This is a genomic window from Actinoplanes sp. NPDC051343, from assembly GCF_044455125.1.
Lineage (GTDB): Bacteria > Actinomycetota > Actinomycetes > Mycobacteriales > Micromonosporaceae > Actinoplanes.
Map to the genome: position 1 here is coordinate 49838 of NZ_JBITEL010000009.1, position 23460 is coordinate 73297.

Annotated in this window: 24 protein-coding genes; 14 read left to right on the plus strand and 10 right to left on the minus strand. The window is 69.7% G+C overall.

The features are described 5' to 3' along the window. The first annotated feature begins 39 nt into the window (after positions 1-39). The 5 genes from ACIA5C_RS28145 to ACIA5C_RS28165 all read left to right on the plus strand — a co-directional run bounded on the left by ACIA5C_RS28145 (position 40) and on the right by ACIA5C_RS28165 (position 5427). Entirely contained in the window at positions 40-1839 is a 1800-nt protein-coding gene (locus tag ACIA5C_RS28145) for a DEDD exonuclease domain-containing protein (RefSeq protein WP_396059783.1), read from the plus strand. Positions 1840-1947: 108 nt separating this feature from the next. After that, positions 1948-3735, plus strand: coding sequence for a RelA/SpoT family protein (locus ACIA5C_RS28150; protein WP_396059785.1), 1788 nt, complete (start codon positions 1948-1950; stop codon positions 3733-3735). Between the two features lie 20 nt (positions 3736-3755). Then, positions 3756-4259 carry an NUDIX hydrolase gene (locus tag ACIA5C_RS28155; RefSeq protein WP_396059787.1) on the plus strand — a complete coding sequence of 168 codons (504 nt, stop codon included), beginning with the start codon at positions 3756-3758 and terminating at the stop codon, positions 4257-4259. Further along, a complete protein-coding gene (locus ACIA5C_RS28160; protein ID WP_396059789.1) occupies positions 4256-5080 on the plus strand; it encodes a sugar phosphate nucleotidyltransferase in 825 nt (274 codons plus the stop codon). The genes ACIA5C_RS28155 and ACIA5C_RS28160 overlap by 4 nt, the downstream gene beginning before the upstream one ends. Before the next feature lie 59 nt (positions 5081-5139). Beyond that, positions 5140-5427, plus strand: coding sequence for an Lrp/AsnC family transcriptional regulator (locus ACIA5C_RS28165; RefSeq protein ID WP_396059791.1), 288 nt, complete (start codon positions 5140-5142; stop codon positions 5425-5427). A 59-nt stretch (positions 5428-5486) separates the two neighbouring features. Here ACIA5C_RS28165 and ACIA5C_RS28170 read toward each other — a convergent pair whose 3' ends face one another. From ACIA5C_RS28170 to ACIA5C_RS28185, 4 genes are read right to left on the minus strand one after another with little or no spacing between them, the layout of a single operon-like run. Beyond that, positions 5487-7106: a cytochrome bc complex cytochrome b subunit gene (locus ACIA5C_RS28170; RefSeq protein ID WP_396059793.1), complete on the minus strand. Its 1620-nt coding sequence runs from the start codon at positions 7104-7106 to the stop codon at positions 5487-5489. Beyond that, positions 7103-8212, minus strand: coding sequence for a ubiquinol-cytochrome c reductase iron-sulfur subunit (locus ACIA5C_RS28175; RefSeq protein ID WP_396059795.1), 1110 nt, complete (start codon positions 8210-8212; stop codon positions 7103-7105). Before ACIA5C_RS28175 ends, ACIA5C_RS28170 begins: the two co-directional genes overlap by 4 nt. Next, positions 8209-9060, minus strand: a complete 852-nt coding sequence (locus ACIA5C_RS28180) for a c-type cytochrome (RefSeq protein WP_396059797.1) — start codon at positions 9058-9060, stop codon at positions 8209-8211. The genes ACIA5C_RS28175 and ACIA5C_RS28180 overlap by 4 nt, the downstream gene beginning before the upstream one ends. A 52-nt stretch (positions 9061-9112) precedes the next feature. Then, positions 9113-9712, minus strand: coding sequence for a heme-copper oxidase subunit III (locus tag ACIA5C_RS28185; RefSeq protein ID WP_396059799.1), 600 nt, complete (start codon positions 9710-9712; stop codon positions 9113-9115). A 124-nt stretch (positions 9713-9836) separates the two neighbouring features. Here ACIA5C_RS28185 and ACIA5C_RS28190 point away from each other — a divergent pair, with 124 nt between their 5' ends. The 4 genes from ACIA5C_RS28190 (at position 9837) to ACIA5C_RS28205 (ending at position 12898) form a co-directional block, all read left to right on the plus strand. Next, positions 9837-10805 (plus strand): cytochrome c oxidase assembly protein, encoded by a 969-nt coding sequence (locus ACIA5C_RS28190; protein WP_396060606.1) that lies wholly within the window; start codon positions 9837-9839, stop codon positions 10803-10805. A 50-nt stretch (positions 10806-10855) separates the two neighbouring features. Continuing rightward, positions 10856-11290 (plus strand): hypothetical protein, encoded by a 435-nt coding sequence (locus tag ACIA5C_RS28195; RefSeq protein WP_396059801.1) that lies wholly within the window; start codon positions 10856-10858, stop codon positions 11288-11290. A 39-nt stretch (positions 11291-11329) separates the two neighbouring features. Continuing rightward, on the plus strand, positions 11330-12388 hold the full coding sequence (trpD, locus tag ACIA5C_RS28200; protein ID WP_396059803.1) for an anthranilate phosphoribosyltransferase: 1059 nt from the start codon (positions 11330-11332) through the stop codon (positions 12386-12388). 300 nt (positions 12389-12688) lie between these two features. Then, a complete protein-coding gene (locus ACIA5C_RS28205; protein WP_396059805.1) occupies positions 12689-12898 on the plus strand; it encodes a hypothetical protein in 210 nt (69 codons plus the stop codon). A gap of 454 nt (positions 12899-13352) precedes the next feature. Here ACIA5C_RS28205 and ACIA5C_RS28210 read toward each other — a convergent pair whose 3' ends face one another. Both ACIA5C_RS28210 and coxB read right to left on the minus strand, forming a co-directional pair. After that, positions 13353-13778 (minus strand): cytochrome c oxidase subunit 4, encoded by a 426-nt coding sequence (locus tag ACIA5C_RS28210; protein ID WP_396059807.1) that lies wholly within the window; start codon positions 13776-13778, stop codon positions 13353-13355. A 9-nt stretch (positions 13779-13787) separates the two neighbouring features. Continuing rightward, positions 13788-14636 (minus strand): cytochrome c oxidase subunit II, encoded by an 849-nt coding sequence (gene coxB, locus ACIA5C_RS28215; protein WP_396060608.1) that lies wholly within the window; start codon positions 14634-14636, stop codon positions 13788-13790. A gap of 266 nt (positions 14637-14902) precedes the next feature. Between coxB and ACIA5C_RS28220 the strand changes: the two genes are divergently transcribed. Then, a complete protein-coding gene (locus tag ACIA5C_RS28220; RefSeq protein ID WP_396059809.1) occupies positions 14903-16048 on the plus strand; it encodes a cysteine desulfurase family protein in 1146 nt (381 codons plus the stop codon). Continuing rightward, complete coding sequence (locus ACIA5C_RS28225; protein WP_396059811.1) at positions 16045-16257, plus strand: sulfurtransferase TusA family protein; 213 nt, start codon at positions 16045-16047, stop codon at positions 16255-16257. The genes ACIA5C_RS28220 and ACIA5C_RS28225 overlap by 4 nt, the downstream gene beginning before the upstream one ends. On the opposite strand, the gene ACIA5C_RS28230 is transcribed toward ACIA5C_RS28225, so the two are convergent. The 4 genes from ACIA5C_RS28230 to ACIA5C_RS28245 form a co-directional block, all read right to left on the minus strand. Continuing rightward, positions 16250-16750 (minus strand): AAA family ATPase, encoded by a 501-nt coding sequence (locus ACIA5C_RS28230; protein ID WP_396059813.1) that lies wholly within the window; start codon positions 16748-16750, stop codon positions 16250-16252. The two genes, ACIA5C_RS28225 and ACIA5C_RS28230, sit on opposite strands and share 8 nt — an antisense overlap. A gap of 14 nt (positions 16751-16764) precedes the next feature. Next, positions 16765-17742: a carbohydrate kinase family protein gene (locus ACIA5C_RS28235; RefSeq protein ID WP_396059815.1), complete on the minus strand. Its 978-nt coding sequence runs from the start codon at positions 17740-17742 to the stop codon at positions 16765-16767. 118 nt (positions 17743-17860) lie between these two features. Then, entirely contained in the window at positions 17861-18229 is a 369-nt protein-coding gene (gene erpA, locus ACIA5C_RS28240; protein ID WP_396059817.1) for an iron-sulfur cluster insertion protein ErpA, read from the minus strand. A gap of 130 nt (positions 18230-18359) precedes the next feature. Further along, on the minus strand, positions 18360-19466 hold the full coding sequence (locus tag ACIA5C_RS28245) for a glycerate kinase (protein WP_396059819.1): 1107 nt from the start codon (positions 19464-19466) through the stop codon (positions 18360-18362). Between the two features lie 68 nt (positions 19467-19534). Between ACIA5C_RS28245 and nadA the strand changes: the two genes are divergently transcribed. From nadA to ACIA5C_RS28260, 3 genes are all read left to right on the plus strand, one after another. Next, positions 19535-20704: a quinolinate synthase NadA gene (gene nadA, locus ACIA5C_RS28250; RefSeq protein WP_396059821.1), complete on the plus strand. Its 1170-nt coding sequence runs from the start codon at positions 19535-19537 to the stop codon at positions 20702-20704. 220 nt (positions 20705-20924) lie between these two features. Continuing rightward, the gene (murA, locus tag ACIA5C_RS28255) at positions 20925-22280 is read left to right on the plus strand and encodes a UDP-N-acetylglucosamine 1-carboxyvinyltransferase (RefSeq protein WP_396059823.1); all 1356 of its coding nucleotides are present in this window, start codon (positions 20925-20927) and stop codon (positions 22278-22280) included. A 70-nt stretch (positions 22281-22350) separates the two neighbouring features. Continuing rightward, a complete protein-coding gene (locus ACIA5C_RS28260) occupies positions 22351-22962 on the plus strand; it encodes a DUF3043 domain-containing protein (protein WP_396059825.1) in 612 nt (203 codons plus the stop codon). Positions 22963-23460 lie beyond the last annotated feature (498 nt).

Consider the following 23460-nt stretch of genomic DNA (forward strand, 5'->3'; position numbering starts at 1 on the left):
CCGCAGTTCTTGTCATACCCCCGCTTTAATCTGCCCGCCGTGGCACAACCCGCATACGTCCAGGGCACTCTGGACACGTTCCTGAGTGCCGACGGCAGTGTCGAACCGGCCGCCCTGTCGCTCGCCGACACGACCTTCGTGGTCCTCGACCTGGAGACCACCGGCGGCGCGGCCGACGGCGCCGGCATCACCGAGATCGGCGCGGTCAAGGTGCGGTCCGGCGAGCAGCTCGGCGAGTTCGGCACCCTGGTCAACCCCGGCGAGCCGATCCCGCCGTTCATCACCGTCCTGACCGGCATCACCGAGGCGATGCTGGCGCCCGCCCCGCCGATCGAGTCGGTGCTGCCGACCCTGCTGGAGTTCCTGCGCGGCTCGGTCCTGGTCGCCCACAACGCGCCCTATGACGTCGGCTTCCTCAAGGCGGCCTGCGCCCGGCACGGCTACCCGTGGCCCCAGCCGCGGGTCCTCGACACGGCGGCGCTGGCCCGGCGGGCGCTGACCCGCGACGAGGTGCCCAACCGCAAGCTGGCGACCCTGGCCCACTTCTTCCACGCCCGGGTGCAGCCCACCCACCGGGCGCTCGACGACGCCAAGGCGACCGTCGACGTGCTGCACGGGCTGATCGAGCGGCTGGGCAGCTTCCGGGTGCACACGCTGGGCGACGCGATCGAGTTCGCCAAGGCGGTCACGCCCAACCAGCGCCGCCAGAAGCACCTGGCCGAGGGCCTGCCGCACGTGCCCGGGGTTTACGTGTTCCGGGCCGCCGACGACCGGCCGCTCTACGTCGGCACGTCCAAGGACATCGCGACCCGCGTGCGCAGCTACTTCACGGCCAGCGAGAAGCGGGCCCGCATCTCCGAGATGCTCGGCGCGGCGGCCAAGGTCGAGGCGGTGGAGTGCGCCCATTCGCTGGAGGCCGAGGTCCGCGAGTTGCGGCTGATCGCGGCCCACTCGCCGCCGTACAACCGCCGGTCCAAATACCCGGAGCGGGTGGTCTGGCTCAAGCTGACCGAGGAGGCCTATCCGCGGTTGTCGGTGGTGCGCCGGCTGGCCGACGACGGCGCGGCCTATCTGGGGCCGTTCTCGTCCCGGCGCACGGCCGAACTGGCGGCCGCCGGGGTCTACGACGCCGTCCCGTTGCGGCAGTGCACCCACACCCTGTCCGTACGCACGATCACCCCGGCCTGCGCGCTGGCCGAACTCGGCCGATGCCCCGCCCCGTGCGAACACAAGATCACCCCGGAGGACTACGCGCTGCGCGCCGCCCTGCCGTTCAGCACGGCCACCACCGGCGACCCCGAGCCGGTGGTGTCGGCCCTGATGGACCGCATCGAGGTGCTGGCCGACCGGCAGCGCTACGAGGAGGCGGCGGTGATCCGGTCGCGGCTGATCGCACTGCTCCGGGCGACCGTCCGCATGCAGCGGCTGAGCGCCGTGACCCGGCTGGCCGAAGTGGTCGCGGCCCGGCGCGATCAGATCGGCGGATGGGAGATCGCGGTGGTCCGGCACGGCCGGCTCGCCGCGGCGGCCACCTCGCCGCCCTATCAGCACCCCCGGCCGACCCTCGACATGGTCCGGCTGACCGCCGAGACGGTCCTACCCGGACCGGGCCCGGTGCCGGCCGCCTCGGCCGAGGAGACCGAGCGGATCCTCGCGTGGCTGGAACGCCCCGACACCCGGTTGGTGGAAACCTCTGGCGACTGGGTGTCACCGGTTCGTGGCGCCGCGCGGTTTACTAGCCTGCTCAGCAAGGCTGAAGGGGCGGCGTCGGGCAAAGACTCGTCCGTTCGCTCATCCGTAACTGACCGTTCGGATGACGCTCGCTCGCTTAGGCTGTAAGGCAAGTGGATTGCCCGGGCGGATTCGGGGCAGTTCACAACGATTTGCCAGGTGGTCCACAAGCGGTGACTCGCCGTGACGGGTGGACAATCGGTGAGGGGGTGTCCAGTGGACGTCGACGCCGGCCACGGCGCCGCCCTTGGACGTGCCTTTCCGGCCTCACCCGGCGATCAGACGCTCACGCAGCGTCTCCGGTCGTTCCTGAGCTTTCAGGGCAACGACGACGATCCCGTCACCGTCCTGACGCGCACCCACCGCAGCATCCACCCGTCGGCCGACGCGGGCGTGCTCCGCCGGAGCTACGTGATCGCGGAAAACATGCACCGCGGTCAGATGCGCAAGTCCGGCGATCCCTACATCACGCACCCGGTCGCGGTCGCGCAGATCTGTGCCGAGCTCGGCATGGACACGACAACCCTGGTCGCCGCCCTGCTCCACGACACGGTGGAAGACACGCAATACACGCTGGAGGCGCTGAACAGCGACTTCGGACCCGAGGTGACCCACCTGGTCGACGGCGTGACCAAGTTCGACAAGGCGTTCTACGGCAAGGTTGCCGAGGCCGAGACGATCCGCAAGATGATCGTGGCGGCCGGCAAGGACGTCCGCGTCCTGGTGATCAAGCTGGCCGACCGGCTGCACAACATGCGCACGCTCGACGCCCGCTCCCCCGCCTCCCGCGCCCGCATCGCCACCGCCACGCTCGACGTGCTCGTCCCGCTCTGTGACCGGCTCGGCATCCAGGCCCTCAAGCGCGACCTCGACGACGTGGTGCTCTACCACCTCGAGCCGGACTCCTACGCGCGCATCGACGACCACGTGCAGAACCGGCCCGGCTGGAACGAATACCTCAACGAGGTCAGCGCCAAGGCCCGCACCGCCCTGCGCCGGTCCCGGGTCGACGCCGAGGTGACCCCGCGTCCCCGGCACTACTACTCGATCTGGAAGGACACGGTCGCCGGCGGCCACGCCGTCCCGCTCGACCTGCCCCGCATCGCGGTCGTGGTCGACGGCCCCGAAACCGACTGTTACGCCGCGCTCGGGGCGATCCACGGCCAGTGGCGCCCGGTGGCCGGCCGCTTCAAGGACTTCATCGCCTCCCCCAAGAACAACCTCTACCGTTCGCTGCACACCACGGTGACCGGTCCCGACGGCCGCCTGGTCGAGGTGCTGATCCGCACCCAGCAGATGCACCGCTACTCCGAATACGGTGTGGCCACGACCTACCGCTACCCGAAGTACGCGGAGACCGCCGAGGCGTCCGGGGCCGACCAGCTGACCTGGCTGCGCCGGGTGCTCGACTGGCAGCAGGACACCGACGCCGGCCAGTTCCTCGCCTCGCTGCGCTGCGACCTGGCCGAGGGCCAGATCATCGTCTTCGCCCACGGCCACTCGGTCGAACTGCCGGGCGGCTCGACCCCGGTGGACCTGGCCTACGAGTTGAGCACCCAGAAGGGCGACCAGTGCCTGGCCGCCACGATCAACGGCCGGCTGGCCCCGCTCAGCTCGCAGCTGCGCGACGGCGACGTCGTCGAGATCTTCGCCGACGGCGACGGGCATTACGCGGCCGAGACCAACGCGCCCCGCGGCCCGCGGCGCGAATGGCTCGGGTTCGTGAAATCCAGCCAGGCGCAAATGCAGATCAACCGCTACTTCGACGACAAGAACGAACCCGGCATGAGCATCGCCGACAAGGTGCGGCTCGGCCGGGCGACGATCGGGCTGACCCTGCGCAAGCACGACCGCGGCCTGGCCAGCGAGGTGCCGCTGCGCCGGCTGGCCGAGGAACTGGGCTACCCCGACCTCGAGACCATGCTGGTCGCGGTCTGCGAGCGCACGCTCGACCCGGACGCGGTGGTCGAGCAGCTGATCGCCCTCGTCGATCATCCCGACTGAGTCCTCGGTAGCCTGGGGAAGTGAATTTTCCTCGGCAGGTCCGCGCCGTCGCCTACCGGACGTTCTACCGGCTGCCGGGTTCCGCGCGCCGGCGCATCGTCCGGCTGATCGCCCCCCGCTACGTGGTCGGTGCGGTCACCATCGTGCGGGACTCCGAGGCGAGCGACCCGGGCCGCCTGCTGCTGTTGCGTCAGCCGGCCGGCCCCGGCTGGGGTCTACCGGCCGGCCTCCTCAAGCACCGCGAGCGCCCGGCCGCCGGAGCGGCCCGCGAGCTGTTCGAGGAGTCCGGCATCCGCCTCGACCCGGAAGACCTGTCCCCCGGCGTACCCAACGCGATCGTGCACACCGTGGGGGTCGTCGACACGATCTGGTTCGCCGAGGTGCCCGCCTCGACCACGCCGCTGAAGGTGGACGGCGGCGAGGTGCTGGAGGCGGCCTGGTTCCCGATCGACGAACTCCCCCGCCTGGCCTACGGCACCGCCGCCCTGCTCGGCCGCTTCGGCATGGGCCCGCACGCGTCATGATCAACGAGGTCTGCGGCGTTCTGCTGGCGGCCGGCGAGGGCGTACGCCTGCGCCCGCTCACCGAGGTGCTGCCCAAGGCACTGTGCCCGGTCGGCAACGTGGCCCTGCTCGATCGCGGCCTGGCGCGCTTCGACGGGCTCGGATTGCCGGTCGCGGTCAACGCCGCGTACCTCAAGGAACAGATCGTGCGGCACGTGGGTGACCGGGCCCACCTGTCGGTGGAGCCGGCGGGGCCGTTAGGCACCTCCGGCGGCGTCGCCCGCCTGCGCGGCTGGATCGACGGGCGCGGCGCCCTGGTCGGCAACGCCGACGGCTACCTCGCCGACCCGGCGCGCGAGCCGGGCAAGGACGTCGCGGTGATGCTCGACGGCTGGCGCGGCGACTCGGTGCGGATGCTGACCAGGCCGGTGCCGCCGGGCGACACCGGCGGCTTCTCCGGCCGGCGCTTCGCCGGCCTGTCGCTGATCCCCTGGCGCTACCTCCTGCGCCTCGAGGAGGCGAAGGCCGATCTCGTACGCACGGTCTGGCGCCCGGCGGAGGCGGCCGGAGATCTGGAGCTGATCGCGTACGACGGGGTCTACATCGACACCGGCACACCCGCCGACTACCTGGCGGCCAACCGGCACGCGGCGGGCGACGGCAACCTGATCGCCGCCGACGCCGAGATCACCGCCCCGGTCGCGTCGTCGGTGGTCGGCGCGGGCGCCCGCGTGACCGCGCCGATCACCCGGTGCGTCGTCTGGCCCGGCGCCGAGGTCACCGCACCGGCCGAGGACACGATCTTCGCCCCCGGATTGGCGCCCGTACCCGCCTTCGGTTGAGTGCCGGTCTATAGCATGGTCAGCATCCATCCGCCCCGCACAGCCGAGGAGCCCGCCAGGTGAACACCGCGATCGTGCACATCGACTGTGCCACCGACTCGATCCCCGAGGTCGCCGAGGCCCTCGCCGCCCTGGACGGGGTCAGCGAGGTCTATTCCGTGGCCGGCAACGTCGACCTCATCGCGATCGTCCGGGTCGCCCGCTTCGAGGAGATCGCCGACGTGATCGCCGGCCGCATCTCGAAGACGCCCGGCGTGGTCGGCACCGAGTCCCACATCGCCTTCCGCGCCTACTCCAAGCACGACCTCGAGGACGCCTTCGCGATCGGCCTGCCCGACGCCGACTGAGTCCGGACACGAGAAAGGCCCCGCTCTCGGCAGAGCGGGGCCTTCTTCGTGCTGGCTCTCTAGTGGCCGGAGGTGATCTCTTCGCGCTCCTCGCGCGCGGAGACCGGCGGCATGCCGGGCGAGACCGGGGCCTCGGCCGGCTTCTCGACCGGGAAGAAGAAGCCCTTGACCGCCGGCGCCAGGGCACCGATGCGGTTCATCTTCTTCGGGACGACCCAGCCGCCGTACTCGATCGGCAGCGGGTGCCCGTGGTCGTCGACCGGGCCGAGCGGCTGGTGGACCTCGACGAACTGGCCGTTGGGCAGGCGCCGGATGATGCCGGTCTCCACCCCGTGGGCCAGCACCTCGCGGTCGTGCTGCTGCAGGCCGAGACAGATCCGCACCGAGACGTAGAAGGCCAGCGGCGGCAGGATCAGCAGGCCGATGCGGCCGGCCCAGGTCATCGCGTTGAGGCTGATGTGGAACTTGTCGGCGATCACGTCGTTGCCGCCGGAAACGGTGGCGACCAGGAAGAACGTGAACGCCATCGCGCCGATGCCGGTGCGCTCCGGGTTGTCCCGGGGACGCTGCAGCAGGTTGTGGATCCGCTTGTCCTTGGTGCGCCGGGCCTCGATGAACGGATAGAACATCGGGACCGTGGTGAGCGCGCCCAGGCCGACCACCGCCGGCCAGAACAGCGGCGGAATGCTGTAGCCCTGTCCGATCGGGATGTAGATCTGCCAGTTCGGCATCAGACGGACCAGGCCGTCCATGAACATCACGTACCAGTCGGGCTGTGACGCCGAGGAGACCTCGGACGCCCGGTACGGCCCGAACAGCCAGATCGGGTTGATCTGGAACAGGCCCGCCATCAGCGCGACCACGCCGAAGACGCTCATGAAGAAGCCGCCCTGCTTGAGCGCGTACCGCGGGAACATGCGCTCGCCGACGACGTTGGTGTTGGTCCGCATCGGGCCCGGCCACTGGGTGTGCTTCTGCTTGAAGACCAGACCCAGGTGGACGCTGATCAGCGCGAGCAGGCCGCCCGGAATCAGCAGGACGTGCGCGATGTAGAACCGCCCGATGATCAGGTGGCCCGGGAACTCGCCGCCGAACACCGAGGCCGAGATCCACGTGCCGGCCACCGGGATCGACAGCATGATCGCCGAGGCGATGCGCAGGCCGGTGCCGGAGAGGCCGTCGTCGGGAAGCGAGTAACCGGTGAAGCCGGCCAGGAAGCCGAGCAGGAACAGGATGACGCCGATGGCCCAGTTGGCCTCACGCGGCTTGCGGAACGCGCCGGTGAAGAAGATGCGGGCCATGTGGATGACGATCGACGCCATGAACAGCAGCGCCGCCCAGTGGTGCATCTGCCGCATGAACAGACCACCGCGCACCTCGAACGAGAGGTGCAGGGTCGAGTCGTACGCCGCGGACATCGGGATGCCGCGCAGCGCCGGGTAGGCACCGTTGTAGGTGACCTCGTTCATCGACGGGTCGAAGAACAGGGTCAGGAAGGTGCCGGTGAGCAGCAGAATGATGAACGAGAAGAGCGCGATCTCACCGAGCAGGAACGACCAGTGGTCCGGGAAGACCTTGTTGAGCAGGGCCCGGAGCGGGGTCGCCGCCTGGTAACGCTCGTCGACGCCCTTGGCCAGGTTGCCCGGCACTTGGGCGAGGTCGACTTTCCGGCGCTTCATGGCCGCTCCCAGAAGTCGGGTCCGACGGTGTCCTTGTAGTCGGACTTTGCCACGAAGTAACCCTCAGCGTCCACGGCAAGCGGCAGCATGGGCAGCCGCCGGGTCGCCGGGCCGAAGATGGGCTGTGCGTTAGCGATGAGGTTGAACTGGGACTGGTGGCACGGGCAGAGCAGGCGGTTCGTCTGCTGCTCGTAGAGGCTCGCCGGGCAGCCGGCGTGCGTGCAGATCTTCGAGTACGCGACGTAGTTGCCGTACATGAAGCCCTTGTTACGTGCGTCACCGTCGGCCGCGGCCCGCGCCGCCGTGGCCGCGTCGTCACGAAGGTGGATCAGCAGGGTCGGCGAGTCGGCGTACTCGTTCGTCGCCCCGCCGGGGATGCCCGGGTAGACCGTGATCTGACCACCGGTGCTGACGTCCTCGGGGCGGATCGGCGTGCCGTCGTCACGGGTCAGCCGGATCAGCTGACCTCCGGCGGCCGGACTGAACCCGGTGCGGAACAGCGGCGGGTCCTCGCCGCGGTCGGGCTGGTGCGGGTTCTTGATCAGACCGCCGATCAGCGGGGCGGCCGCGACCAGGCCCAACGGGGCCAGGCCGAGACCGATCGCGCCCTTGAGTAGCGGCCGGCGCTGCACGCCCAGCTCGTCGGCCACGAAGAGCATGGTCTGACCGGTGATCAGCTGCTCGTCGGAGGGCGACGGCTTGTCGTGCCGCTGCTGGATCGACACCTCGTGCGGCAGCAGCTTCTTGGCCCAGGCGAGGATCGCGAAGCCGAGCGAGAACAGCGAGATGCCGAGCGTCAGGCCGAGGACCGGCGTGTAGTAGTCGTTGATCGAGTTGCCGAGCTCGAACCGCCACGGCCACCAGATGTAGGCGACCAGGAACGCCAGCGCGGCCAGCCCGGAGAGCAGGAACAGGAACGCGATGTTGCGGACGACCCGCCGCTCCGCCTTCGAGTTGTGCCCGTGGAACTGCGACTCGTACGTGACGATCTCGATCTCGTCGCGCCGGGCGCCTTCCTTGAGGATCTCGAAGCGGGACAGCCGGGGGTCGTTGACGTCCACCGGCTGGGTGCCGGCCGACGGATCGTCGTGGTGCGTAGTCGTCATGACTTCCCCGCAATCCAGAGCGCCGTGAAGACCAGAATGACCATGCCGACCCCGAAGATCGCCATGCCTTCGGTGACCGGGCCGTAGCGGCCGAGGTTGAACACGCCGCCCGGGTCCTTGTCCTGCTGCAGCTGCTGGGTGACGTACGTGATGATCTCGCGCTTCTGGTCGGGCGTGAGCTCGTTGTCGCCGAACACCGGCATGTTCTGCGGACCGGTCAGCATGGCCGCGTAGATCGTCTCCGCCGAGGCGCTGTGCAGGCTGGGCGCCCACTTGCCCGAGGAGAGCGCGCCGCCCCCGCCGCCGTAGCCGTGGCACGAGGTGCAGTTGACCCGGAACAGCTGCCCGCCCTTGGACAGGGCGTCGGGGTTGCTGGTGAGGTCCTCGGTCAGCGAACCGGCCGGCAGCTGCGGGCCGCCACCGAGCTCCTGGATGTACTGCGCCAGCTGCTTGGTCTGGTCCTTGTCGAACTGCGGCTTCTTCTCCTCCGCCTGCGACTCCTGGCGGGTCATCGGCATGCGGCCGGTGCCCACCTGGAACTCGACCGAGGCCGAACCGACGCCGATCAGGCTCGGGCCGCGGCCCGGAACGCCCTGCGCGTCGCGTCCATGGCAGGTGATGCAGCTGTTGTCGAAGAGCTGCTTGCCCTCCTGCGCGGTGGCGGAGAGCTGCTGCCCGTTGTCCTCGGCGAAGGCGCCGGGCGCGAACGCGGTGTAGACGCCACCGGCCAGCGCGAGCGCGGCCAGCATGCGTACCGCCGCCCCGATCCGCCGACGGGCCCGGCTGGGCGCGCCCTGACGGACGAACACCCCCCGGAAACGCCGCCTGGCGTGGGAGTCAGAAGTCATGGGTTGTGTCCCTCTGGATTTCGACCTGAAGCTCATGGACGTCGTCGTGGGTCTACTGCAGCCAATAGATCATGGAGAACAGCGCGATCCACACGACGTCCACGAAGTGCCAGTAGTACGACACGACGATCGCCGAGGTCGCCTGAGCCGGCGTGAACCGGCCCATGGTCGTTCGGATCATGTAGACGATGAAGGCGATCAGGCCACCGGTGACGTGCAGGCCGTGGAAGCCCGTCGTCAGGTAGAACATCGAGCCGTAACCGTCGCCATTGAGCTTGACGCCGTCGTGGACCAGGCTGCGGTACTCGTTGGCCTGGCCGAGGACGAAGATCAGACCCATCACGAAGGTGATCGTGAACCAGCGCCGCAGCGCGAACACGTCGCCCTTCTCGGCCGCGAACACGCCCAGTTGGCAGGTCACCGACGACAGCACGAGGATGATCGTGTTGGCCGTCGCGTACGGAACGTTGAGTTCCGGTGTATGGATCTGCCACATGTGGTAGTCCGCGGCGCGGATCGAGAAGTACATCGCGAACAAGGCCGCGAAGAACATGAGTTCGCTCGAGAGCCACACGATCGTCCCGACACTGACCATGTTGGGTCGGGTCAGCGAGTGGATCCGGCTCTTGTCGATGGCTGAGGCCGCTGTCACGGGCTCATTATTGCCCCGCGATCAGGCATGCGTGCCGCGGGGGGTGGAATCCGGCAAGAGTCACAGCCCGGTAGAACGCGTGGAGACCGGATAGGCCTAGCCTCAGGTGGTGCTGCTTGCCGAAATGCCTCCACTGGCGGACGCGGGAGGGGATACTGTCCTCCCGCCCTTCACGCCCGCGGAGATCTTCACCCAGATCCACTTGACCAGCCTGGTCGCACTCTTCCTGCTGGTCGCGGGCGCGCTGTACGGCTACGGCGTCTACCGCCTGCGCAAGCGCGGCGACCACTGGCCGCCCGGCCGGACGGTGGCGTTCGTCGTCGGTGGACTCGGCTCGATCGCGGCGGTCACGGTCACCGGCATCGAGGCGTACGACGACACCCTGCTCTCCGTGCACATGGTGCAGCACATGGTGCTGGCCATGGTCGGGCCGATCTTCCTGGCCCTGGGCGCGCCGGTCACCCTGGCCCTGCGCACGATGCAGCGCAAGCCCAAGCGCACACTGCTCGCCTTCCTGCACAGCCGCTACATCCGGGTGCTCACGTTTCCGCTTGTCGCGTTCGGCATCTTCATCGCCAACCCGTTCGCCCTCTACTTCACCGGGCTCTACAAGGTGACCCTTGAGAACGACTGGTTGCACGAGCTCACGCACATCCACTTCATCGTCACCGGGTGCCTGTTCTTCTGGCCGCTGCTCGGCCTCGACCCGCTGCCCAACCGCTGGCCCTACCCGGGCCGGGCGCTGCTCATGGTGCTGTCGGTGCCGTTCCACACCGTGCTCGGCCTGACGATCATGCAGGACAAGTCGCTGCTGGCCGGCGACTACTACCCGAGCCTGCACCTGAGCTGGGCCAACCCGTGGAACGACCAGGTCAACGCGGGCGGCATCCTGTGGGCCGGCGGCGAACTGGTCAGCGTCACCATGCTCGGCATCCTGGTGATCCAGTGGATGCGGCAGTCCGAGCGCGAGGCGAGAAGGGTCGACCGCGCTCTCGACCGCGCCGAGGCCGAACAGGCGCGGGCCGCCGTGGCCGCTGCAACAAAGATCACAGAGCAGGCCGCGGCGAATCGACCACGGGCGGACGGCGAATAGCGGGTTCGGTACGATCAGCGGGCACCTACGAGCGTGAACCGGGGCCATCCATGAGCGACGCACCAGACCAATACACCGTCCTGCTCTACAGCGACGACAAGGCCGTTCGCGACAAGATTCGCCTGGCCATCGGCGTGCGCCCGGCGGCCGATCTGCGGGTCGAGTTCGCCGACGCGTCGACCTGGGAAGAGTGCCGCATCCTCCTGGACAAGTACGAGATCGACCTGATGGTGCTGGACGGCGAGGCCGCTCCGGCCGGCGGTCTCGGCATCGCCCGGCAGACCAAGGACGAGTACGCCACACCGCCGCCGGTGTGTGTCGTGCTGGCCCGCGCCGCCGACCGCTGGCTGGCCGCCTACGCGCAGGTCGACCAGACCCTGACCTACCCGCTCGACCCGGTCACCACCGGGCAGACCATCGCCGCGATGCTGCGCGACCGCCGCAACGGGGCGATCCCGCTGGGCACCCTCGGCACGCTGGGCTAAGACCGACTCGTTCGCCGTACCCCCGGACGGAGACCCGCCATGGGCGCACGCACCTGGCCCAACCTGACCAGCGTTTTGATGCGTGGCGAGGAACTCGCCACGTCGGACACCGCGTGGGCGATGGGCGAGATCATGGCGGGCAACGCCACGCCCGTCCAGGTCGCGGGCTTCGCGATCGCGATGCGGGCCAAGGGCGAGACCCCGGCCGAGCTGGCCGGGCTGGTCGAGGCCATGCTGGCCGCGGCGACCCTGGTCGAGCTCCCCGAGGAGCAGCGCACCGACGCGGTCGACGTGGTCGGCACCGGCGGCGACCGGGCCAATACGGTCAACATCTCCACGATGGCCGCGATCGTCACGGCCGCGTCCGGGGTGCGGGTGGTCAAGCACGGCAACCGCTCGGCCTCCTCGACGACCGGCACCGCCGACCTGCTCGAACACTTCGGCCTGCCGCTCGACCTCGGCCCGGCCGGCGTGGCCCGCACGGTCACCGAGGCCGGCATGGGCTTCTGCTTCGCCGCGCGCTACCACCCCGGCATGCGCCACGCCGCGGTGACCAGGCGCGAGCTGGGCGTGCCGACGTTTTTCAACATGCTCGGCCCGCTGACCAACCCGGCCCGCCCCACGGCGGCCGCGGTCGGCTGTTTCGACCTGCGGATGGCTCCGGTGATGGCGGCGGTCTTCGCCCGCCGCGGCGACTCGGCCGTGGTGATGCGCGGCGAGGACGGCCTCGACGAGTTCACGACGTCCGCCCCGACCCGCCTGTGGCTGGTCCGCGACGGCCGCGTCGACGAGACCGTGCTCGACGCGACCGACCTCGGCCTCCCGCGCAGCCAGCCGGCCGACCTGCGTGGCGGCGACGTGACCTTCAACGCCGACGTGGCCCACCGGGTCTTCGCCGGCGAGCGCGGCCCGGTGCGCGACGCGGTGGCGGTCAACGTGGCGGCCGCGCTGGCCGCGCACGCCCGCTTCCCGGGCGATTTCGTCGAAACCATGCGCTCCGGCATCGCCCGAGCCGAGGAAACGATCGACTCGGGCGCCGCAACGGCACAGCTCACCAAGTGGATCGAGGCGGCAAAGGCGGCAAAGGCCGCCGAATAGGCCCCCGCCCGTACGCGTCGGCGGTTGAGGCTCCTGACCAGCGATCTGACGGCCTGAGCGGGGTCGGACAGGTCTGCAGCCGTTAGCCGGCGCCTGAGCAGGCTGGACTTTCACCCGCAAGCCTCAGCCGACCACCATGCCGCCCGCGCGAACCGGGTGAAACTCCGCCGAAATCCGTAACTGGTACAAAAACCCGCAGACACGCCGCCCGGGGTGCTCCCCAACGCCGCCGATCCGTGGCAGCGTCTGAATCACATTCGGGTAGATCCAGCTTCGCCTTCTTCAGGAGAGGAGCCACCCGTGTCGGAACGCGAACTGCGCTGCGCCATCTGCGACGGCGACATGCTGTTCGAGGTGCCGCCGTGCGCCGACGGCCACGACGACTGCCCCGAGCTGGTCTGCACCCGCTGCGGCATGGCCGAGGTCGTCGCCCCGATCGTCGTCCACCTCTGGCCCAACCACGCCGGCCCGATTCCCCGCCTCCCCCACCAACGCCGCGCCGCCGCCTGACCAGGCCCACCGAGCGGCCACACCCACAGACCACCAGCACCCACGGCCCGCAAGCCGGCCCGTGACCACCCGAGCGCGGCGACGGACGGCGGCCGTCAAGACCGACGCGGCCGTCCCGCAGCTTCGCCTCACGCCGCGGGCGGCCTTCGCCTGACGCTGCGGGCGCCGCACGGCGCGGCTCTCCCGGCGCGGCTCTCCCGGCGCGGCTCTCCCGGCGCGGCTCTCCCGGCGCGGCTCTCCCGGCGCGGCTCTCCCGGCGCGGCTCTCCCGGCGCGGCTGTCCCGGCCACGATAGGCCTGGGCGAAAACGGCGTCCGAACAAGCCTGAGCACCAACGGCGCCGCGCACCGGACTACCTGGAGCGAGCGCCAATCATTCCGGTCAAACGCGGTCGACCCCCGACAAACACAAAGCCCGCTCCCTCCAACGGAGAGAGCGGGCTTTAAAGAGCAAACTCAGTGCTCGGCGGTGTGCCTGGTTCCTGAGTAGTACTCGAAGAGCATGCCGCACGCGCTGAAGATGACCATGATCATGCCGACGGCGATCAGCCACCACATCCAGAAGACGAGGCCGAGGCCGGCCACCGCGGCGGCCAGCGCGATGCCGAACGGCCAGTAGCTGCCCGGGCTGAAGAAGCCGATCTCGCCGGCGCCTTCGGCGATCTCGCCGTCCTCGCGGTCTTCCGGGCGGGGCTCGATGCGGCGGGCCACGAAGCCGAAGAACGTGGCGCACATCGTGCACAGGAGGCCGGAGAGGATCAGCGCGACGAAGCCGATCCACTCCAGATGGCCGGTCTGGCCGTGCGTCCACGCGCCGTAGACGATCGCGGCGCCGAAGAGGAACGCCGCGACGCCGGCGAAGATTTTGTATTCGGTCTTCACGTCAGGCTCCTACTTGTCCACGGCGTTGGACTGGTTCCAGCTGCTCGCCTGGCGCCGGGTGTTCAGCGGCTTGGTGGTCACCGCGTACTCCTGGTTGCCGGTGAAGCCCATGGCTGCCATGCCCTGCTGGACGGTCTGGCCGGCCTTGCGAGCCTGCATGTACGTGTTGAACTGCTCCGGCGTGACGGCGACCAGCTCGAACTGCATGAACGCGTGGTAGGTGCCGCAGAGCTCGGCGCAGCGTCCGACGTAGCGCCCGGTCTTGTCGAGCGTCACCTCGAAGACGTTGCGGATGCTGCCCGGGAACACGTCGCGCTTGAACAGCAGCTCGGGCACCCAGAAGGAGTGGATGACGTCCTTGCTGGTCTCCTCGAACCGGATCTTCTGGCCGACCGGCAGGACCAGCAGCGGGATCACGTCGGCCGAGCCGACCGTCGCGACGGTCGTCTTGGCACCGGTGCCCATGCCGTCGCGGTAGTCGAACTCCCACTGCCACTTGAATGCCGTGACCTGCACGATCTGGTCGGGGTTCTTCGAGAGCTTGTCCACGTCGGTCTGGACGATCGCCGTGTAGTAGAAGAGCACCGCCACCACGAGGATGGGGGTGACCGTGTAGAGGACCTCCATCGGCATGTTGAACCGGGTCTGCACGGGCAGCTCGTCGCCGCGCTTGCGGTACCGGATGACGCACCAGAAGATCAGGCCCCACACGAAAATGCCGACGACCAGTGCCGCGATGACCGACGCGATCCACAGGTCGTACATCTTGTGTGCCTGGAGGCTGATGCCGGGGCCCGGCCAACCGAAGTGGCCGAACGCCTTGCCGAAGCCCTCGACGGAACAGCCCGAAAGCAGCATCAGCAGCGCCGCAGCGCCGAGACCGAGCCCGGCTACCCGGACTGCCGCTCGCGGCCGCGCGGCCGAACTCTTTGCGCCCACCTGCGTATGCCTCCCTTAGCAGCGGCACCCCGCCCGAAACGTCGTCCCCACCCTGAAAAGGGACGCCAGGCGGCAAGGCGTCACCGACGGTCGCACATTACTCGACCTGGCCGTACCGTCCCGTTCCGGGGGTCCGATCTTCGAAGCTCGAAAACCCCGCAACAACCGGACGATACCGTTCGAGGGTGGAAGACACGGGCGTTCCGGCCTACCTGCCTGTTTACCTTGATGGGGCTACTGCCGCACCTTTGCATCCGGTGGCCAGAGAAGCTCTGCTGGCGTCGCTGGCCGATGGTTGGGCCGACCCGGCCCGGCTCTATGCCGCGGGCCGGCGGGCTCAACAGCTTTCTGACGCGGCTCACGCCGCGTTTGCCGAGGCTTTGGGCGTACGCGCGGACGAGGTGTCACTGTGGCCTTCCGGTACGGCTGCCGCGCAGGCCGCCGTCCTCGGTGGTCTTGCGGGCCGGGCGAGGCAGGGCGACACGCTGGTGCATTCGGCGATCGAGCACTCGGCGGTCCTGCACGCGGCCGACCGGCACCAGGCACGGGCGGTGCCGGTCGACCGGCGGGGCCGCCTCGACCTGGACGCCTGGGAGCGGGCCGTCGAGGGCGACGGAGTGGCACTGGCCAGTTTGATCAGCGCCAGCCACGAGGCCGGAACGGTGCAGCCGGTGGAGAGCGCGGCGGCCTTCTGCGCCGGGAACGGGGTGCCGTTGTTCGTGGACGCCGCCCAGTCGGTCGGCCATGTTCCGCTGCCGACGGGGTGGTCGCTGCTCAGTGCCAGTGCCCACAAGTGGGGCGGGCCGCCGGGTGTGGGCGTACTTGTGGTTCGCAAGGGCGTGCGCTGGCTCTCGCCGTACCCGAAAGATGATCTTTATCGTCCGGGCGTGCCCGGCGCTCTCGACCTGCCGGCGGTCGTCGCCGCGGCGGCGAGCCTGCGAGCCGTGCTCGGCGAGGCGGAAGCCGAGGCTGCGCGGCAGTCGGCCCTGGTCGACCGCATCCGGGAGCGGGTGGCGGCGACCGTGCCCGACGTCGAGGTGGTGGGCGATCCGGTCGACCGGCTGCCGCACCTGGTGACCTTCTCCTGCCTGTACGTGGACGGCGAGGCCCTGCTCCACGCGCTCGACCGGCACGGTTTCGCGGTCTCGTCCGGTTCGTCGTGCACCGCGTCGACGCTGCGCCCGAGTCACGTGCTGGAGGCGATGGGCGTGCTCAGCCACGGCAACGTGCGGGTCTCGCTGCACCGCGGTACAACGGCGGAAGATGTCGAGCGTTTCCTGGATGTGCTGCCAGGACTGGTGGCCGACCTCAGGAAAGAAGCTGGAATGTGATCGAACTCGATTGTCTCGGTCAGCGCTGCCCGCTGCCGGTGATCGCGCTGGCCAAGCGCATCCGCACGGCCGAGGTGGGCGAGGTGCTGCGGGTGCTCGCGGACGACCCGGCCGCCGCCAACGACATCCCGGCGTGGTGCCGCATGAAGAAGCAGGAGTTTCTCGGCTCGCCCGCGCCGGACGCGTTTGACGTGCGCAAACTCAACTGAGGTAGCGGACCACCGGCTCGACCGGCTCCTTGGCCAGGAACGTGTCGACCACCAGGCGCGGCCCGAGGTACGGCTCGTACTCGGCCTGGCGCTCGAGCACGCGCACCCAGTCCGGGATGCCGTCGTGATCGCGGGCCTTGTATCGCGCCTCTACCCGCCGCCGGTGCTCGGCGTCGTCGCCGCACACCACCTCGACCACCCGCAGCGGCACGTCCATCCGCTCGGCCAGGTCGACCCAGAGCTGCCGGGCCGCCTTCACCGGGTTGACCGCGTCGATGATCACGTGGTGGCCGATCCGGAGCTGGGTCTCGGCCAGGGCGGCCACCACCCCGTACGCCGCGTAGCCGGGCCGGGCCTCGCTGACCTCGTAACGCCGCAGCGTGAAGTCGACCGTGTCGACGGCGAGCACCGCCGCGGGCAGTTCGGCGGCCACCCGCGCGGCAAGCGTGCTCTTGCCGACCCCGGGCAACCCGGCGAAGACAGCGAGGACCATGTGTTTTCCCTGGATCAGGCGGGCAGGTGCGCGGTGACCTCGGCGGCCGCCGCCTCACCGTACGAGTCGGTGAAGCGCTTGCCGAACTCTTCGCCGCGAATGTCGTACTCCTGCGGTCCGGTCGTCTCCAGCACCAGCGCGGCGACCAGCGAGCCGACCTGAGCCGCCCGCTCGAGGCCGAGGCCCCAGCTGATCGCGGCGAAGAAGCCGGCCCGGAAGCCGTCGCCGACCCCGGTCGGGTCTTCCGGAACGACGTCCTTGGCGACCGGCACGTGGATGCGCTCGATGCCCTTGCCGGTGATCTCGACGCCGTCCTTGCCGAGCGTGGTCACCCGGATCTTGACTTGGTCGAGGACCTCGTCGCTGGTCAGACCCGCCTTCGTCTCGAGCAACGAGCGCTCGTATTCGTTGGTAAGCAGGTAGTCGGCGCCGCTGATCAGGCTCAGCACGTCGCTGCCGGGCATGAACGCGAGCTGCTGCGAGGGGTCGGCCGCGAACCGGTAACCCCGCGCCCGGCACTCCTCGGAGTGGCGGAGCATCGCCTGCGGGTCGTTCGCGCCGATCAGCACCAGGTCGAGGCCGCCCACCCGCTCGGCCACCGGTGCCAGCTCGATGTTGCGGGCCTCGGACATCGCGCCGGCGTAGAACGAGGCGATCTGGTTGAGGTCGTCGTCGGTGGTGCAGACGAAGCGGGCGGTGTGGGCCACCTCACTGACGTGCACCGAGCCGCAGTCGACGCCGTGCCGCTCGAGCCAGGAGCGGTAGTCGGCGAAGTCGGCACCGACCGCACCGATCAGCACCGGGCGCAGGCCCAGCTTGCTCAGGCCGAACGAGATGTTGGGTGCCACGCCGCCGCGCCGGACCACCAGGTCGTCGACGAGGAAAGAGAGCGAGACCTTGTGCAGCTGATCGGCTATGAGCTGCTCCGAGAAGCGGCCCGGGAAGTGCATCAGGTGGTCGGAGGCGATCGAGCCGGTCACGGCGATCTTCATGTGGGCCCTCGAGGTTCGGGAACGGGGGGCTGTTACTCCAGCAGCCTACCGGCACATGAAGCAGAGCAGGCCGTCCCGTGAACGGGACGGCCTGCTCCGGAGATGTTTCGGCGATGGCTCAGTGGAAAGAGTCACCACAGGCGCAGGAGTTCTGCGCGTTCGGGTTGTCGATCGTGAAGCCCTGGGCGTCGATCCGGTCGGCGAAGTCGATCGTGGCGCCGGCCAGGTAGGGCGCGCTCATGCGGTCGACCACGACGCCGACCCCGTCGAAGTCGTTCACGACGTCGCCGTCGAGCGAGCGCTCGTCGAAGAAGAGCTGGTAACGCAGGCCGGAGCAGCCGCCGGGCTGAACGGCGATGCGCAGGCGCAGGTCGTCGCGCCCTTCCTGCTCGATCAGGGCCTTGACCTTCACCGCGGCGACGTCGGTCAGAACTACGCCGGTCGGGGCGGTCGCCTCGGTCGACTCGGTGTGCGTCTCAGTGGTCACTGCGTATCTCCCTGCCAGGTGCGGACATCATGCCGTACTGGCCAACGCTAGCCCCATTTCGCGTGATTCCCAATCGGGGTGGCTCAGTTCACCTCCCTGCTTCCGCCCCGACCACCCGCCCCTGAGCGGCCTAAAGACGTTCCCACTGCCTGGCCAGACGCGCGGCGAGCTCCCGCAGGCCCTCGGCGGGGCGGGCCATCGCCTCGTCCTCGGAGCCGAACAACTCGGTCAGCGAGTGCGTCTCGGTGACTCCGGCACTGGCCGCCTCGCGGTAGCCGGTCTCGTTGCGACCGCACAGCACGATGCACGGAATGCCCCGGTCGCGGGCGCCGTTGGCGATGCCCGCCACCACCTTTCCGCGCAGCGACTGGTGGTCGAACGAGCCCTCCCCGGTGATCACCAGGCCGGCCTGGTCGAGCTCGTGCTCCAGCCCGATGGAGGCGGTGACCAGGCCGATCCCCGAGGTGACCCGGCCGCCGAGGGCGATCAGCGCGGCGCCGATCCCGCCGGCCGCTCCCCCGCCGGGCTGGGTCTGCAGGTCACTGATGCCGAAGGCGCGCTCGAGCACCCCGGCGAAGACCTCCAGCGCGGCGTCCAGGCGGTAGACGTCCTCGCGGCTCGCGCCCTTCTGCGGGCCGAAGACGTTGCTCGCGCCGTGCAGGCCGGTCATCGGGCTGTCGACGTCGGTCGCGGCCACCAGGCGTACGTCCCGGAGCTCAATGCGGCCGCCGAGCGTGGCAGCCGCATTGAGATAGGCGCCGCCGTACGGCAGTGCGTAACCGGCCGCGTCGACCGGTGGAGCACCCAGCGCGGCCAGCATGCCCGCGCCGCCGTCGTTGGTCGCCGAGCCGCCGAGCCCGATCACCACCTCGGTGGCGCCCGCCTCGACCGCCGCGGTGATCAGCAGCCCCAGGCCGTACGAGGAGGTGGTGTTGGGGTCACGCTCATCCTTGGCCAACAGGTGCAGGCCGCAGGCCTGCGCGCTTTCGATGTACGCGACGGGGCCGGCCAGCAGGATCTCGCCGTCGACCGGCCGCCCGAGCGGGTCGACCGTGGGCACCGTCAGCCGGCGGCCGTTCACCGACCCGGCCAGCACCTCGACGAAGCCTGGGCCGCCGTCCGACAGCGGCCGCTTGACCAGCGTCGTGTCGCCGCCCCAGCCCTCCGCGATCGCATCGGCCACGGCGGTAGCGGACAGGGTTCCGGCAAACTTGTCCGGACAGATCAGTACGCGCACTGCATGAGTGTGCCAGCCCACTCTCCGCGCACGGTTTAGGCGTCCGTCCGCTGTGCGACGATGGCCGCGTGACGTCGATCTGGACCGAACCCTCGAACACCCCCACCGCGCTCCTCCTGCTCGGACGCGGCAGCGACCCGGCCTCCGAGCGCGGCGTCGACTGCCCCGGCGACCTGCCGGCGCCGAGCGACCCCGACCTGGTGGCGCGCGCGACGGCGGCCAAGGCCGCGCTGGGTGACCGGGTGTTCGTGCTCGGGCACCACTACCAGCGCGACGAGGTGATCCAGTTCGCCGACGTCACCGGCGACTCGTTCAAGCTCGCCCGCGAGGCGGCCGCCCGCCCCTCCGCCGAGTTCATCGTGTTCTGCGGCGTGCATTTCATGGCGGAGAGCGCCGACATCCTCACCGGTTCGTCCCAGAAGGTCGTACTGCCCGACCTCGCCGCCGGCTGCTCGATGGCCGACATGGCGGTGCTCGGCCAGGTGCAGACGGCCTGGGAGCACTTCGAGGACCTGGGCATCGCGGGCGACATCGTGCCGGTCACCTACATGAACTCGTCGGCCGACATCAAGGGCTTCGTCGGCCGCAACAAGGGCGTGGTCTGCACGTCGTCCAATGCGAAGCGGGCGCTCACGTGGTCGTTCGAGCAGGGTTCCAAGGTCTTCTTCCTGCCCGACCAGCACTTGGGCCGCAACACGGCCGTACTGGAAATGGGTTTCGACCTTGACGATTGTGTTCTCTACGACCCGCACAAGCCGAACGGTGGCCTGACCGACCAGCAGCTGCGCGATGCGCGCATGATCCTCTGGCGCGGGCACTGCTCGGTGCACGGGCGTTTCACCATCGACAGCGTGCGCGAGGTGCGCGAGCGCGTGCCCGGCGTCAACGTGCTGGTCCACCCGGAGTGCCGCCACGAGGTGGTGCAGGCCGCCGACCAGGTCGGCTCGACCGAATACATCATCAAGGCCCTCGACGCGGCGCCGTCGGGGTCGGCCTGGGCGGTCGGCACCGAGCTCAATCTCGTACGCCGGATGGCGCTCGCCCACCCCGACAAGCAGATCATGTTCCTCGACCGGACGGTCTGCTACTGCTCGACGATGAACCGCATCGATCTCCCCCACCTCGTGTGGGCGCTCGAGGAGCTGGTGGCGGGCCGCGTGCCCAACCAGATCACCGTCGATGAGGACACCGCGCACCACGCGCGGATCGCTCTCGACCAGATGCTGGCCCTTCCGTAAAAGTTACTTACCGTAGCGGAGAAGATCCCGTCCGCACGGCAGTACCTTTCCGCTGGGTTAATCATCAGCATTTTTGTGCCGGTTGACCGGTGTGCTGACTTTCGCTTTTGTCACTCAGCGCTATGCTTCCCCGGTTGCAGAACGGGTACCCCCGCCCGTCTGCTCGCCCCTCGACTCATCTCCGGGTGCGCATGTTCGCGCCCGCCGGCTGGAGGTTACGTTGACCGACGACGTCTTGGTCGTGCACGGCGGTACGCCGTTGCAGGGTCAGATCCGGGTCCGTGGCGCCAAGAATCTCGTCTCCAAGGCCATGGTGGCCGCCGTCCTCGGCGAGACGCCCAGTGTGCTCTACGACGTGCCGCGCATCCGCGACGTCGAAGTGGTGCGCGGCCTTCTCGAACTGCACGGTGTGAAGGTCTCCGACGGCGCGAGTGACGGCGAGATCGTCATGGACCCGACCAACGTCGAGAGCGCCAGCACCGAAGAGATCAACGTCCACGCCGGTTCGAGCCGCATCCCGATCCTGTTCTGCGGCCCGCTGCTGCACCGCCTCGGCCGGGCGTTCATCCCGGACCTCGGCGGCTGCTACATCGGCCCGCGCCCGATCGACTTCCACATCCAGGCGCTGCGCGAATTCGGCGCGGTCGTCGACAAGGCACCCGAGGGCATGCACCTCAGCGCGCCCAACGGCCTGCACGGCGCCAAGCTCGAACTGCCCTACCCGAGCGTCGGGGCGACCGAGCAGGTGCTGCTCACCGCCGTACGCGCCGAGGGCGTGACCGAACTGCGCAACGCGGCCATCGAGCCGGAGATCATCGACCTGATCTGCGTACTGCAGAAAATGGGCGCGATCATCACCGTGCACACCGACCGGGTCATCGAGATCCAGGGCGTGCCCCGCCTCCACGGCTACCAGCACAAGCCGATCCCGGACCGGATCGAGGCCGCCTCGTGGGCCGCCGCCGCGCTGGCCACCAAGGGCGAGATCGAGGTGCTCGGCGCCCAGCAGGCCGACATGATGACGTTCCTCAACGTGTTCCGCTCGATCGGCGGCGAGTTCCACATCACCGACGACCGGGTGGCCCGGCCGGGCGTGGTCGGCGCCGAGGGCGGCATCAAGTTCTGGCACCCGGGCGGCGACCTGCAGCCGGTCGCCCTCGAGACCGACGTGCACCCCGGCTTCATGACCGACTGGCAGCAGCCGCTGGTGGTCGCGCTGACCCAGGCCCGCGGCCTGTCGATCATGCACGAGACGGTGTACGAGCAGCGGCTCGGCTACACCGACGCGCTCAACCAGATGGGCGCGACGATCCAGGTCTACCGCGACTGCCTGGGCGGCACCCCGTGCCGCTTCGGCCGCCGCAACTTCAAACACTCGGCGGTCATCGCCGGCCCGTCCAAGCTGCACGCGACCGATTTGGTCATCCCCGACCTGCGGGCCGGCTTCGCCCACCTGATCGCGGCGCTGGCCGCCGAAGGCACCTCCCGGGTGTACGGGGTGGACCTGATCAACCGCGGCTACGAGGACTTCGAGGGCAAGCTGGCCGCCCTCGGCGCGCACGTCGAACGGCTCTAGTTCCTCTCTTAATTGTCACGATGCGCGGCGCGGTGTGAATCACACCGCGCCGTTTGGCTACTCTCCTACCGTGCCCTCGCTCTTTCGCCGCAAGTCCGCCGACGTCACCACCCCCGACCCGGTCGAGGAGGAGGTGGCTTCCGACCCCGCCAACCGGCCCAAGAGCTACACCCCCAGCAAGAAAGAACTCGGCCACGTCACGCCGAAACGAGCCAGCACGGCCCGCCGGGTCGGCGCCGCCACCCCGATGAACGCCCGCGAGTCCCGCGAAGACCGCCGCCGCGAACGCACCGAGGCCATGCAGGGCATGCGCCAGGGCGACGAGCGCTACCTGATGGCCCGCGACCGCGGCCCCGAGCGCCGCCTGGTCCGCGACCTGGTCGACTCCCGCCGCAACATCGGCTCCTACTTCATCCTCGGCGCCCTGATCGTCCTGGTCGGCTCCATCACCAAGATCAGCACCGTGGTCCTGGTCAGCAACATCCTCTGGTTCCTGCTCGCCTTCCTGATGGTCGTCGACAGCTTCCTGATCGCCCGCCGAGTCAAGAAGCTGGTGCAGGAACGCTTCCCCAAGACCACCCAGCGCACCGGCAGCCTCCAGCTGTACGGCATCATGCGGGCGCTGCAGTTCCGGCGCTTCCGCACCCCCAACCCCCAGGTCAAGGTCGGCGACAAGATCTGACCCGCGGCACCCGGGCCCGCCCGCACTGCTCGGGCGTCCCGGTCTTGGCCGGCCCGCTCCTGAGGGCCCGGTCACGCCCGTGCGCGGCGCGCGATCTCGCTGCCGGCTCACGGCCTCGGCAGCCGCTGGGGACAGTCTCGCGGCGACTACCGCGGCGGGATTTCCGTCCTTTGCGGCGCGATCCGCGCCTCAGACGGGTCCATGGTGACGGCCGAGAGATCGGTCAAGACTCTGACGGATAGCGACCAGGGCGGCGTGTTCGTGGTTGCGGCGCGCCGCCCGCGATGGTGACGCGCCCACCGCGACGGTGACGCGCCCACCGCGACGGTGACGCGCCCACCGCGATGATGACACCCACCGCGACGGCTGCGGCCGGGCCACGGGCATGGCCGGAGGATCGGTCGGGCCAGCCCGGGTCAGGACTCCCCGGCAAGGCCAAGCCCGGCCAGGGCCACCCTCCCACGACTGCCCAGCACGGCGAAGCCCGGCCATGACCGC